The 12,987-nt window shown below is 74.4% G+C and carries 12 protein-coding genes; 6 read left to right on the forward strand and 6 right to left on the reverse strand.

Annotated features, from left to right (window positions below; genetic code table 11):
• Positions 1-33: 33 nt before the first annotated feature.
• From AMK16_RS15275 to AMK16_RS15285, 3 genes are all read right to left on the reverse strand, one after another.
• Entirely contained in the window at positions 34-897 is an 864-nt protein-coding gene (locus AMK16_RS15275) for an EI24 domain-containing protein (protein WP_073914873.1), read from the reverse strand.
• Between the two features lie 119 nt (positions 898-1,016).
• On the reverse strand, positions 1,017-1,439 hold the full coding sequence (locus AMK16_RS15280) for an organic hydroperoxide resistance protein (RefSeq protein ID WP_073914876.1): 423 nt from the start codon (positions 1,437-1,439) through the stop codon (positions 1,017-1,019).
• A gap of 63 nt (positions 1,440-1,502) precedes the next feature.
• Entirely contained in the window at positions 1,503-2,525 is a 1,023-nt protein-coding gene (locus AMK16_RS15285) for an NADP-dependent oxidoreductase (RefSeq protein ID WP_073914878.1), read from the reverse strand.
• Positions 2,526-2,622: 97 nt separating this feature from the next.
• On the opposite strand from AMK16_RS15285, the gene AMK16_RS15290 reads away from it, so the two are divergent.
• Positions 2,623-3,048, forward strand: coding sequence for a MarR family winged helix-turn-helix transcriptional regulator (locus AMK16_RS15290; protein ID WP_073914880.1), 426 nt, complete (start codon positions 2,623-2,625; stop codon positions 3,046-3,048).
• A gap of 54 nt (positions 3,049-3,102) precedes the next feature.
• Here the strand turns inward: AMK16_RS15290 and AMK16_RS38520 are convergent, their stop codons facing one another.
• Positions 3,103-3,927 (reverse strand): SCO2400 family protein, encoded by an 825-nt coding sequence (locus AMK16_RS38520; protein WP_443333567.1) that lies wholly within the window; start codon positions 3,925-3,927, stop codon positions 3,103-3,105.
• A 78-nt stretch (positions 3,928-4,005) separates the two neighbouring features.
• Here AMK16_RS38520 and AMK16_RS15300 point away from each other — a divergent pair, with 78 nt between their 5' ends.
• Entirely contained in the window at positions 4,006-4,593 is a 588-nt protein-coding gene (locus AMK16_RS15300) for a hypothetical protein (RefSeq protein WP_073914886.1), read from the forward strand.
• Between the two features lie 29 nt (positions 4,594-4,622).
• On the opposite strand, the gene AMK16_RS15305 is transcribed toward AMK16_RS15300, so the two are convergent.
• Complete coding sequence (locus AMK16_RS15305) at positions 4,623-5,393, reverse strand: esterase/lipase family protein (RefSeq protein ID WP_079191517.1); 771 nt, start codon at positions 5,391-5,393, stop codon at positions 4,623-4,625.
• 210 nt (positions 5,394-5,603) lie between these two features.
• Between AMK16_RS15305 and AMK16_RS15310 the strand changes: the two genes are divergently transcribed.
• From AMK16_RS15310 to AMK16_RS15320, 3 genes are all read left to right on the forward strand, one after another.
• On the forward strand, positions 5,604-6,641 hold the full coding sequence (locus AMK16_RS15310) for a rod shape-determining protein (protein WP_073914889.1): 1,038 nt from the start codon (positions 5,604-5,606) through the stop codon (positions 6,639-6,641).
• Positions 6,638-8,263 (forward strand): GAF domain-containing protein, encoded by a 1,626-nt coding sequence (locus AMK16_RS15315; protein WP_079191518.1) that lies wholly within the window; start codon positions 6,638-6,640, stop codon positions 8,261-8,263. The genes AMK16_RS15310 and AMK16_RS15315 overlap by 4 nt, the downstream gene beginning before the upstream one ends.
• Before the next feature lie 563 nt (positions 8,264-8,826).
• A complete protein-coding gene (locus tag AMK16_RS15320; RefSeq protein WP_073914890.1) occupies positions 8,827-10,191 on the forward strand; it encodes a carboxyl transferase domain-containing protein in 1,365 nt (454 codons plus the stop codon).
• Positions 10,192-10,197: 6 nt separating this feature from the next.
• On the opposite strand, the gene AMK16_RS15325 is transcribed toward AMK16_RS15320, so the two are convergent.
• Complete coding sequence (locus tag AMK16_RS15325; RefSeq protein WP_073914893.1) at positions 10,198-11,460, reverse strand: MFS transporter; 1,263 nt, start codon at positions 11,458-11,460, stop codon at positions 10,198-10,200.
• Between the two features lie 217 nt (positions 11,461-11,677).
• On the opposite strand from AMK16_RS15325, the gene AMK16_RS15330 reads away from it, so the two are divergent.
• Entirely contained in the window at positions 11,678-12,895 is a 1,218-nt protein-coding gene (locus AMK16_RS15330) for a carboxylate-amine ligase (RefSeq protein ID WP_079191520.1), read from the forward strand.
• Positions 12,896-12,987: the final 92 nt, after the last annotated feature.

Raw genomic sequence — 12,987 nt, forward strand, 5'->3', positions numbered from 1 at the left:
CGCGGGCACGGCCCGGCACCCGGTGTGGACGCTCTAGTACGCCGGCGGCGGGCCGAAGCCCTGGGCCGGGGCCGCCTGCGTGGAGGTTCCGGCCGGCGCCCCGCCGGCCACCGCGTCGGACGCCCCGCCGGGCGCGGCGCCCGCGCCGTCGTCCGGCCGGCCGGTCCCCGTCAGGTCCCGGGCCATCAGCGTGGCCCCGGCCACCGCGCCCGGCATCAGGAACACCGCGACCAGCGGCACCAGGAAGGCCAGCACCAGCGGCACCCCGAAGCCCAGCACCAGCATCCGCCGGGACCGCAGCAGCGCGAGGCGCTCGGCCAGGTCCACCCGGCGGCGCTGGAGGGCGACGGCGGTGAGCTCCTGGGTCAGGAAGTACCCGGAGACGCAGAACCCGACCACCGGGACCACGGTCTGCCCGATCACCGGAAGGAAGCCGAGGGCGAAGAGCAGGATCCCGTAGAGGAGCACCCGCCCGAGCACCTTCACGCTGTCCCGCGCCGAGATCCACAGCTCCTGCCAGAGCGTGAGTCCGGATTCGGGGACCTCCCCGCCCTCGCTGCGGTCGACCTGCTCCGAGAGGGACTCGTAGAACGGCTGGCCGATCAGCAGGGTCACGGCGGTGAAGGTGATGACGGCGAGGAAGAGCCCGAGGCAGAAGACCAGTCCGGTCAGGAAGCCCCGGAAGATGCCGGGCCAGGGCGCGGCCCAGTCGTCGGCGAAGGGGGTGGCCCAGGCGGTCAGGTCGTCGGCGCCGTAACCGAGACCGACCAGCGCGGCGGCGTACAGGACGAGCGACACCAGCCCGGGCAGCAGCCCGAAACCCAGCCAGCGGCCGTGCCGCAGCACCCATCGCTGACCGGCCAGCAGATACCGGAAGCCCCCCGCGAGATCACTCATCCGGCCAGTTTAGTGGGTGCGTCCCCTCCCTCCGAGGCGTCGCGGAGGTCCGGGGCGCGCTCCCCACGGCGAAGGCCGCACCCCGGAGCGGGGTGCGGCCTTCGGTGAGCGGCGCCGGATCAGACGGCGAGCTCGACGGTGATGTTGCCGCGGGTCGCCTTGGAGTACGGGCAGACCTGGTGGGCCTTTTCGAGGAGGTCCTTGGCGGTGGCGGCGTCCACGTTGGGGATCACGGCGGAGATCTTGACGATCAGGCCGAAGCCGTCGTCGTTCTTGCCGATGCCCACCTCGGCGGTGATGGTGGAGCCGGAGATGTCGGCGTTCTCGTTCTTCGCGACGACGCCCAGGGCGCCCTGGAAGCACGCGCTGTAGCCGGCGGCGAAGAGCTGCTCCGGGTTGGTGCCGGCGCCGCTGCCGCCGAGCTCCTTGGGCGGGTTCACGACGACGTCGAGCCGGCCGTCGCTGGTGGCGACGCGGCCGTCACGGCCGTTCTCGGCGGTGGCGACAGCGGTGTACGCGACGTCGGACTGCTGGATGGACATGTAGAAGATCCTCCTGGTGAATCGCCGCGCTCGCGCCCACGGTCACGACGGTGTGGGGTGAGCCTAACCGGTGAAAGAAACGATCATCTTTCCGGTGTTCTCGCCCCGCAGCATGCCGAGGAAGGCGGTGGTGGCGTTCTCGACGCCCTCGACGACCGTCTCGTCGTACCGCAGTTCCCCGGAGCTCAGCCAGCCGGCCACGTCCTGGACGAACTGCTGCTGGAGGCCGGCGTGGTCGCCGACGAGGACGCCCTGCAGGCGCAGGCGCTTGCCGATGACCAGGGCCAGGTTGCGGGGGCCCGGGGTGGGCTCGGTGGCGTTGTACTGGGCGATGGCCCCGCACAGGGTGGCCCGCCCGTGCACGTTGAGCGAGGAGATGGCGGCTTCGAGGTGGTCTCCGCCGACGTTGTCGAAGTAGACGTCGATGCCCTCGGGGGCGGCCTCCTTCAGCTGCCGGCCGACGGGGCCGTTCTTGTAGTTGAAGGCGGCGTCGAAGCCGTACTTCTCCGTGAGGAGGGTCACCTTCTCGTCCGAACCGGCGGAGCCGATCACCCGGGACGCACCCTTGATCTTCGCGAACTGGCCGACGAGGCTGCCGACGGCGCCGGCGGCGCCGGAGACGAAGACGGCGTCGCCCTCCTTGAAGGAGGCCACCTCGAAGAGTCCGGCGTAGGCGGTCAGGCCGGGCATGCCGAGCACGCCGAGGTAGGTGGAGAGCGGGGCGAGCGAGGCGTCCACCGCGGTGGCGTACTTCGCGTCGAGATCGGCGTACTCGCGCCAGCCCAGGTGGTGCAGGACGTGGTCGCCGACGGCGAAGCCCTCGGCGGCGGAGGCGACGACCTCGCCGACCGCTCCGCCCTGCATCGGCTCGTCGAGCTTGAAGGGCGGGACGTAGGACTTCACGTCGTTCATCCGGCCGCGCATGTACGGGTCCACGGACATGTGGAGGTTGCGCACGAGGATCCGGCCGGGCGCGGGCTCGGCGGACACGGGCACCTCGCGCAGGGCGAAGTCCTCGGCGACGGGCCAGCCCTGCGGACGGCGGACGAGGTGCCACTCGCGGCTGATGGCGGGGATCTCGGACATGCGGCGCTCCTGTCTCAGCGGGGAAAATGCTTCATTACGTGAAACAACCATGCTCCTGGATATTTCATGTTGTCAAGTAAATGGGTACGCTGGATGCATGCCCAGTCGTCGCGCAGACCCAGTGACCGTCGAGGTCGTCGAGCTCATCGGCGATGTCGTGGCCCGCTACCACATGGAGTACGAGCACGCGGCGGCCAGCCACCAGCTGACCGGCGCCCAGGCCCGGGTGCTGAACCTGCTGGCACTGGAGCCGCTGCCGATGCGCCGGATCGCGCAGAAGCTGAGGTGCGAGCCCTCGAACGTGACCGGAATCGTCGACCGGCTGGAGACCCGCGGCCTGGTGGAGCGCCGCCCGGACCCCTCCGACCGCCGCGTCAAGCTGGCCGCCCCCACCGAGGAGGGCCTGCAGACGGCGGACCGGCTGCGCGAGTCGCTGGACTTCGCGCGCGAACCGCTGGCGGGCCTGTCCGAACAGGAACGCACGTCCCTGAGGGACCTGCTCAGGCGGATGCTGGGCGGCTAGGGCGCCGCCGGGGCCGCCCGGACCTGGTCCGGACCTGTTCCGGACCCTGCCCTACTACCAGCAGAGCCAGCCGAGGAAGCCGCAGTCCGCGGGTTTCGTGGGCGTCGGCTTCGGCGGCGCCGGCGGGGTGGGCGACGGCGCCGCGCTGCCGGAGGCGGTCGGCGAGGGCCTCCCCGACACGGTCGGCTTCACGGATCCCACCGGCGCGGGACTCCCGGACGCCGGTCCCGATGTCGCGGGGGCGGGCGCGGACGGCCCCGGCGCGGGCTGCGTGACGTCCGCGGGGGACACCGCGGCACCGGCCGTCTTCGTGGCGGCCACCCCGGCCTTCGCGACCCCGGAGGCCTTCCCGGACCCCACGGCCGAGGGCGCGGCGGGAGTCGGCGCACCCGACAGCGGCGCGGGCTGCTGCGGACCGGCGTCGTCGGTCAGGACCACCGTGGCCGCCCGGTCGGAACGCTCGCCTTCGGCGGCCATCCGGGCCACCACCAGCGAGCCCCCGGTCGCGAGCAGCATCCCGATGCCGATCAGGAGCACGGTCCGGCGACGCCTGCGGTGCGTGGCACGGCGGCGCGCGCCGGGTCTGCGTTCACCCGGCGCGGACAGCACGACCAGCGAGTCGGCGTCCACCCCGGCCGGCGCCGAGTGCGCCGGCTCCTGCGCGAAGCCCCCCGCAGGCCCGGCGGGGGCGGCGGGCATCCCGGAGGCCGGCCACGCGGGCGAGGGCGTCCCGAACGCGGGCCCCGCGGACCCGGGCATCCCGGACGAGGGCCCGGCGGGCGCGGGCGCGGCGGGCATCAGGTACTCGGCCGGGGTTCCGCACCCGGCGCACGCCAGTGCGCCGTTGAGGTGCCTCCGGCAGGCGGGGCAGTAGTTCATGGCGCCCGCAGGCTACGTGGTCACGGGCAACATCCGTATCCCGGGAACGTAAGGATCCTGTGTGGAATGGTTGGCTCCATGACAGTCGAGCCGGGGCCGCGCACCCGGCCACCCTTCGGGCCGGCCGCCTTCCAGCTGGTGCTGCTGCGCAGGATGGCCGACTTCCAGCCGGATCTCGCCGAGGAGGGCCGCCGGCGCCTCGGCGCCTCGCTCGCCGACCAGCGGGAGGCCAACAGGCGCTGGCAGGCGATGGTCCGTTCCCGGTCCCGGGGCGCCCTGGCGCGCTACCGCTCGGTGCTCGGCCCGGCGGACCGCACCGAGCACCGCAGGATCGGCGACCTGGAGTGCGAGGCACTGATGTGGCCGGTGCCGCTCTGGCCGGACCTGCGCTTCGAGGTCCTGGCCGCGCCGGACGGGGCGGTGTGGAACGAGTGGCTGGTGCGGGCCCCCGGCGCGCGGGGGCCCGCACTGGAGTCGCCGCAGGACCTGCGGCCCTGGTCGGCGACGGTGGACGAGGTGGCGCGCGCCTTCGCCCCGGTGCGGCCGATGGAGGGAACGGCGCCGACCCGCTGGCGCCTCGCCTTCACCGCGCAGGGCCGCTCCTGCGTGGCGGAGTTCACCTACGGCCTGCTCCAGCGGGTCTCGTGGCAGGACGAGGGCACGTAGGAGGAGCCGGCGGTCCGGCTGCCCCTTCCTCAGGAGGCGAGGAAGGAGCGGACGGCGGCCGAGGTGGCGTCGTCACCGAGCAGGTCGTTGTGCGCCAGGCAGCCGACCGGCGTGTTGGCGGCTCCGGTCAGCGGGACGCTGTCGTCCGGGTTCACGACCTCGTCGCAGTTCGACCAGAAGGTCGCGTACCTCACCGCTCCCGGGGTCTCGTCCCCGGTGTTGAGGTTCCGGATCACGTAGGAGCCGGGGGTCATGTCCCGGCACGCCTGGTCCCACAGCGCGCAGGCCCAGGCGGTGAAGGTGCCCCGGTTGGGGCCGGCCAGCGAGACCCAGCGGTCCACGGTGGCCGCGCCGCCGCCGAACTTCACGTACCAGCGGCTGACCAGCGACCCGAAGGAGTGCGAGACGATGTCGACCTTGGCGGCGCCGGTCCGGCGGCGGACCTCGTCGACGTAGGCACCGAGCCGGCCGGAGAGGACCTCGTTGACCGACTGGTGGGTGTCGTAGCCCCACGAGAAGAGTTCCGTGTCGCCGTACCCGGCGGCCCGCAGGTCCTCGCGCAGGCTCCCCCAGACACCCGGATCGGCGTTGTAGCCGTGCACGAAGACCACCGGATTGCGCGATGACGCCTGTTCAGAGGCGTGTGCGGCGGCCCGGGCGGCGGCCCGGGCGGGGGCCTGGGCGGCGGTCTGGGCGGCAGCCTGGGCAGCGGCCGGGGCGGCGGCCTGGGCGGGGAGGGGCGCCAACAGCGCCAGGCAGAGTGTCAGGAGTGCCCATGGTCTCTGGCGGGCCGTCAGCATCGGGTCCCCTTTACCTTGTTACGCGCGGGTAGCGCGTGCGGTGCGCGCATGCTGCTGCCTGTCGGTACAGAAATCCACCCCCCTGCACGCGCGACCGACCCCCCGGCCGGAGCATCACAACGGGCGCCAAGCCCGAAATGCCCGGGATGATACATAAAGCGACCGGCACTCAGCCGGTCTCCTGCGTCAGTGCTCTCGGGAGGTTCTGTCGTGACCGTCAGTCTTGAGCAGTTGCGCCGCTGCCACGTCGCCGTCGACCTGGGCGCGGCCAGGACCCGCGTGTACGTCAAGGGCGCCGGACTCGTCGTCGACGAGCCCAGCGTCGCCGCGGTGAACACACGGACCGGGGCGCTGATCGCCGTCGGGACCTTCGCCGAACGGATGACCGGCCGCACACCCGACTACATCCGGGTCGTGCGTCCCGTCTCCGGCGGCACCGTCGTCGACATCGAGATGGCCCAGCGGATGCTGCGCCACCTGCTCGGCGAGAAGCTCCGGCGCGCCCTGCGCCGCAAGCCGCGCCTGCGGGCCGCGGCCTGCACCCCGCACGATGCGGACCCGCTGGCCCAGCGGGCGACCGTGGAGACCCTCGTCGGGCTGGGCGCCCGTCGCGTCGAGCTGGTGGACACCCTGATCGCGGCGGCCGTCGGCTGCGGCCTGCCCGTGGAGCAGCCGACCGCGACGATGATCATGGTGTGCGGGGCCGCGGCCACCCAGGTCGCCGTGCTGTCCCTCGGCTCGATCGTCACCGCCCAGCGGATCCCCGTCGGCGGCGAGGCCATCGACCACGCGGTGGTCCAGCACCTGCGCCACGCGCACGAGCTGATGCTGCCCAGCCAGGCCGTCCGGCCCCTGCAGGTGGCCCTGCACGGCAACGGCATCACCGCCGACGGCCCGGCCTCCACCCTCATCCACGGCCGCGATGTGGCCACCGGACTGGCCCGTTCCGTCCACGTGGACACCGCCGCGGTGCGCGACGCCATCCACACTCCGCTGACCGCCGTCCTGGACGGCATCGGAAAGGTGCTGCGGGACTGCCCGCCGGACCTGGTCGCGGACCTGACGGACCGGGGGATCATGATGGTGGGAGGCAGCGCCCTGCTGCCCGGCCTGGACCAGATGCTCCGCGACGCCACCGGCATGCCCGTCGCCATCGCGGAGCGGCCGGACGTGTGCGCCGTGCTCGGCCTCGGCGCGATGCTGGAAGGGAAGATCGCCCCCATGGTTCTGAACCCGCTGGCCGGATGACGCAGGGCGAACCGGATCCGGCGTCGGCCCCGGATCCGGCGTCGGCATCGGCATCGGCATCGGCATCGGCATCGGAGCAGGAGAGGGAGCAGGCGAGTCTCCCCCTGCTGCTGGAGGCGGTGCTGAGCGTCGGCTCCGAGCTGGAGCTGCACGCCACGCTCCAGCACATCGTGGACTCGGCGGCCGAGCTCTGCTCGGCGCGCTACGGAGCGCTCGGGGTCGTCGACCCCGAGCGCGTCCGGCTGACCGACCTGTTCACGGCCGGGATGACCGGGGCCGAGCGGGCCGCGATCCCGCGCCTGCCGGACGGGCGTTCCGGGCTGCTCGGCGCCCTCATCAACGACCCGCGCCCGCTCGTGCTGGACGACCTGACCCGGGACCCGCGGGCGGCCGGCTTCCCGCCGGGACACCCGCCCATGCACAGCCTCCTGGGCGTCCCGATCCGGGTGCACACGGAGGTCTTCGGCAATCTGTACCTCACCGAGAAGCGCGGCGGCGGCTCCTTCACCGACGAGGACCTGGCCCTGCTGCGCGTCCTGGCCTCGCAGGCGGGGATAGCGATCGGCAACGCCCGGCTCTACGAGACCGCCCGCCGGCGCGAGCGCTGGATCGAGGGCGCCGCCGCCGTGACCACCACCCTGCTGGCCGGCAGCCCGGCGGCGGACGCGCTGATGTGCGTGGCCGAGCGGGCCCGGCTGCTGGCGGACGCGGCGGCCGGGGTGGTGCTCCAGCCGACCCCCGAGGGCGGCATGGAGATCGTGGCCGCCTCCGCGCAGGGGGACCCCGGGGACCTGGTGGGAACGTCGATCGCCCCCGGTTCGCCGGTGCTGGAACAGCTCCTGGGCGGCGAGCCGGTCTTCATAGAGGACTCGGCCACGGACCCCCGGATGACCACGCACGTCCGGGAACGGTTCGGGCCCAGCATGATGCTCCCGCTCCAGAGCGGCGGCCAGCTGATCGGCACCCTGGCCCTGCCGCGGGCCCGGGGCGGGCGCCCGTACGACGCGGTGGAGCGGCTGCTGGCCTCTCAGTTCGCGTCGCAGGCGGCCCTGGCCCTCGTGCTGGCCGACGCCCAGCACGACCGGGAGCAGCTCGCGGTGTACGAGGACCGCGACCGGATCGCCCGGGACCTGCACGACCTGGTGGTGCAGCGGTTGTTCGCGACGGAGATGATGCTGGAGTCCACCCGGCGGCGCTCCGCCAACGCTCCGGACGGGGACACCGTCGGTGACGAGCTCGGCCGGGCCGTCGACGAGCTGGACTCCACGATCCAGGAGGTCCGGACGGCCATCTTCGCCCTCCAGCAGCCCCCGACCGACGCTCCGACGACCTTCCGGGGACGGGTCCTGCGGGAGACGGGCGGGGCGGCGGTGCTGCTCGGCTTCCAGCCGTCGGTGCACTTCGCGGGGGCGGTGGACGCCCTGGTGGCGGAACCGGTGGCGGGCGATCTGCTGGCCGCCCTGCGCGGCGCCCTGGCGGCGGCGCACCGGCGCAGCGAGGTCACCTCCATCGAGGTGACGGTGGACGCGACCCCCGCCCGGGTCGTCCTGACGGTAACGGACGACGGCCGCACACCCCCGGGCACCAGGGGCACGACGATCACCTGGCATTCCCCCCTCTGACCCCACCGCCCGCAAAAACCACCCGAGCCGGCCAAACCCTGAACGCCCCGCCCACCCCCACCGGCGCCCGAACCGCAGGGCCGACCACCGAGCCCCGCCAGCGGTTGGGACGGAGGGCCGACCCTCCGGCCTCGTCGGCGTCCGAGCCGCGGAGCCGACCCCCAGCCCCACCGGCGTTTGAGGCGCGGGGCCAACCATCCAGCCTCGTCGGCGTCCGAGCCGCGGGGCCAACCCCCAGCCCCGCCGGCGTTTGAGGCGCGGGGCACGGGGCGGAGCCCCGGACTCTCCACCCCCACCGGCGTCCAAGACGCAGGGCCGAACCACCCACCCCCGCCCGCGGTTGAGACGGGGGCCAGCCACCCAGCCCCACTGGCGCTTGAGGCGCGGGGCCGACCATCCAGCCCCGCCGGCGTTTGAGGCGCGGGGCGCGGGGCGCAGCCCCGGACTCTCCAGCCCCGCCGGCGCTTGAGGCGCGGGGCACGGGGCGGAGCCCCGGGGCTGTGGTCCACGCCCCCGCCCACCCGGGGCTGCTCCTCCATCCCGCCCAGCCCTAGGGTGGCCCCGTGACGACGACCCGCCTCTCGGCCCGCGCAGCCATCGCCTCCGTCGCCGACCCCGGCAGCTTCGCCGAACTCGCCCCTCCCGCCGGACAGTCACCGCCCGACGGCCCCCTGGCCTGGGCCGGTTACGACGACTCCCGCGCCCGCGCCACCACCCGCACCGGCGAGCACGAGTCCGTCGTCACCGGCACCGCCCGCATCGGCGGCCGCGAAGCCGCCGTCGTCTCCTTCGAGTTCGGCTTCCTCGGCGGATCGCTCGGCCAGCGCACCGGAGACCGGCTCGAAGCCGCGTACACCCACGCCCGCGAGCACGGCCTTCCCCTCCTGTCCCTGATCGCCACCGGCGGCTCCCGGATGCAGGAGGGCATGCTCGCCCTGACCCAGCTCCAGCGCGTGGCACGCCAGTGCGTCCTGACCCGGGCCGCCGGCCTCCCCCAGATCGCCGTCCTGCGCGACCCGACCACCGGCGGCGGCTGGGCCACCCTCGGGGTGGGGGCGGACGTCGTCCTCGCGCTGCCCGGGGCCCAGGTCGGCTTCGCCGGCTCCCGGGTGCGGCCCGCCGACGCCGACCCGGCCGCGTACTGCGCCGAGGGGCAGTACGCCACCGGTCACGTGGACGCCGTCGTCCCCGCCACCGAGCTCCGCGCGACCCTCGCCGACTGGCTCCGCGTACTGACCGCGCCCCGTCCCGACGGCCCCGTGGAGCCCCCGGCCGCGCTGGCGGCCGTCCCGCCCCCCGCGACCGGCTGGGACGCCGTCCGCCGGGCCCGCCACCCGGACCGACCGCACGCCCCGGCCTACCTGGACGCCCACTTCACCCTGCGCCTGCCCCTCTCCGGGGACCGGGCCGGCGGCACCGACCCCGGCATGCTGTGCGGATTCGGGCTGCGCGGGGGCCGGGTGGTGGCGTACGCCGCCCAGTGCGGCACCGCCACCCGCCCGGCCGGGTACCGTACGGCCGCCCGCGTCATCCGGCTCGCGGACCGGCTCGGCATCCCCGTGCTGACGCTGGTGGACACCCCCGGCGCCGCGAACGACGCCGCCGCCGAACACGCGGGCGCCGGCGCGGCGATCGCGGACACCTTCGCCGCGGTGGCGGCCGCCACCGTCCCCGTCACCACCCTCGTGATCGGCGAGGGCGGCTCGGGCGGCGCCCTGGCCCTGGCCGCGCCGGGCAACACCTGGGTGACCCCGGACAGCTACTTCTCGGTCATCGCCCCGGAGATGGCGGCCGCCATCCTCAAACGGCCGCCGGCGGCCGCCGCGGCCACGGCGGACCAGCTCCGCATCCGCCCGCAGGACCTCGTGGCCCTGGGGGTCGCCCGCGGCATCGTGGCCGCGCCCCCGGATCCGGCCCCGGGGGTCTGACGGGCGTCAGGCCTGCGGCGACCGCGCGTCGTAGCGGGCGAAGTCCCGCCACCGCAGCGCGAGCAGTCCCAGCACCAGGACACAGGCCAGGCCCCCGCCCGTGATGGCCACGGTCGGCGAGGTCAGGTCCGCGACGGTTCCGGCGAGGAAGTCACCGAGGCGGGGGCCGCCCGCGACGACCACGATGAAGACGCCCTGGAGGCGGCCCCGCATCTCGTCCGGGGTCGCGGCCTGGAGCATCGTGCTGCGGAACACCATCGAGACGGTGTCCGCGCACCCGGCCAGGGCCAGGAACAACAGGCCGAGCCAAAGATTCCGGGTCAGCCCGAAGACGGCGATGGCCAGCCCCCATGCGGCGACCGAGAGCAGTATCGCCAGCCCGTGCCGGCGGATGCGGCCCTGCCAGCCGGAGAACAGACCGCCCAGCAGCGCCCCGGCGGCGGGCGCGGCCGCCAGCAGGCCGACCGTCTTGGCGTCGCCGCCGAACCACAGGACGGCGACGGCCGGGAAGAGCGCCCGGGGATGCGCCAGCACCATGGCGGCCATGTCGGAGAAGAAGGTCATCCGGATGTTGGGCCGGGTCCCGAGGAACCGCAGGCCGTCGGCGACGGACGCCTTCCCCCGCGCCCCCTCGGCCCGGTCGGGCCGCATCGACGGCAGCCGCCACATCGCGTACAGGGCGGCGGCGAAGGTCACCGCGTCGATCAGGTACGCCGCCTGGTAGCCCCACCATCCGACGATCAGACCGCCCAGCATCGGGCCGGCCATCATCCCGGAGGTCATCGTCACGGAGTTCAGGGCGTTGGCCGCCGGCAGCTGCTCCGCCGGCAGCAGCCGCGGGATCATGGCGGACCGGGCGGGCCCGGTGAGGGCCCCGCACACCGCCTGCAGCGCGACGACGGCGTACAGGAACCAGACCCGGTGGTAGCCGAGCAGTGCGGCGGCGGCCAGCGCGAACGACAGTGCGGCCGCGCCGAGCGAGCTGTAGAGGCCGAGCTTGCGCCGGTCCACGGTGTCGGCGATGGCGCCGCCGTAGAGGCCGAAGACGATCAGCGGGACGAGGGAGAAGAGTCCGACGAGTCCCACGGAGAAGCTGGAGCGGGTGGTGTCGTAGACCTGGAGCGAGATCGCGAGCGCGGTCATCGCCTGCCCGACCGTGGAGATCGTGCCGCCGACCCACAGCCGGCGGTAGTCGGGGGACGTGCGCAGCGGGGTGAGGTCGGCGAATATGCGCCGTCGGGCCGGGGCGGGGGCGGTCGTACGAGTCACAGCGGATGATAACCACCGGTCCGGCGCCGCCCCCGGGGCGGCTGCGCCCCCCCGCCACACATCCGCAACAGTCGGCCCATGCTGCTCCGGCGTCCCGGGGCGGCCGGGCGCTTGCCGGTAACCCGCCACTGCCACCGGACATTTGACCGAATCGGCGTGCGCTTCCGCCGTCGTGTTCGGCTCATGATGAAAAGACTCGTATGTCCAGGGAGGCGTAGTGATCGAACCTGGCACCAGCACCGCGAGCACCGGCACCCCGAACACCGGCACCGCTGGCACAGGCACCGCTGGCACAGGCACCGCCAGCACCGGCACCGCGCACCACGCGGTGCGCCCCGCCGCTCCCCTCACCATCGGCGTCGAGGAGGAGTTCCTCCTCGTGGACGCCCGCACCTTCCGGCTGGTCCCCGCTGCCCCGCTCGTCCTCGCCACCGCCTCCGGGCTGCCGGGCGCGATACACGCCGAGGGCACCCGCTACCAGGTGGAGATCGCCACCCCGGTCGCCCACTCGGCGACCGAACTGCGCGAGGAGCTCGCGGCCTTGCGGCGCGCCCTGGGGGGCGCGGCCCGCGCCCACGGCTGCCGGCTGCTGGCCGCCCCTTCGCCGGTCCTGGCCGTGGAGGGACCGCTGCACCTGACCGACGACACACCGCGCCAGCGCGAGCAGCACCGCCGTTTCGGGGCGCTCACCGACACCCTGGTGAGCTGCGGGCGCCACATCCACGTCGGCACGCTCGACGTGGACACGGCGGTGGCGGTGTCCAACCGGGTCCGGCCCTGGCTGCCGACGCTGATCGCGCTGGCCGCCAACTCGCCGTTCTGGGGCGGCCGTGACACCGGCCACGCCAGCTGGCGGGCGATGGCCTGGTCGGGCTGGCCCTCGGCGGGACTGCCCCCGCACTTCACGTCCACGGCCCACTTCCACCGCTCGGTGCAGACCCTCCTCGACTCCGGGGCGGCCCTGGACACCAAGATGGTCTACTGGGACCTGCGTCCCTCGGGACGCTGGCCGACACTCGAAATCCGGGCGCCCGACATGTCCCCGGACCTGGACACGGCCGTCCTGCAGGCCGAACTCGCCCGCGCCCTGGTCGCCACGGCCCTGCGCGAGACCGGGGAGCGGCGGCCCGAACCGGCCCTGCGCGACGACGTCCTGCGCCTGGCCCGCTGGCGCGCCGCCCACGACGGCCTGGAGGGCTTCGCCCTCGACCCGTACACGGGCACCGAACTCCCGGCGGCCGACCTCGCGGAGGGCCTGCTGGAGCTGGTCGCCCCGGAACTGGCCGCTGCCGGGGACCTCGACCACGCAGCCAAGACGCTGGCCGCCCTCCTGCGGGACGGTTCGGGCGCCCACCGCCAGCGCGCGGTCTTCGCCCGCCGCCAGAGCCTGCGGGACGTCCTGCACCACCTGATGGACGAGACGGAGAACTTCTAGGCGCGGCAGGTAGCCCCGTCCGGTTGACTGCCGGGCGGTCGGCCCTGCGGAACCCGGCACGGCCGGGACCATGCATCCATGTCATCCCGGAC

It is taken from the genome of Streptomyces sp. CB00455, assembly GCF_001905445.1.
In the GTDB taxonomy this organism is placed as follows: Bacteria; Actinomycetota; Actinomycetes; order Streptomycetales; family Streptomycetaceae; genus Streptomyces.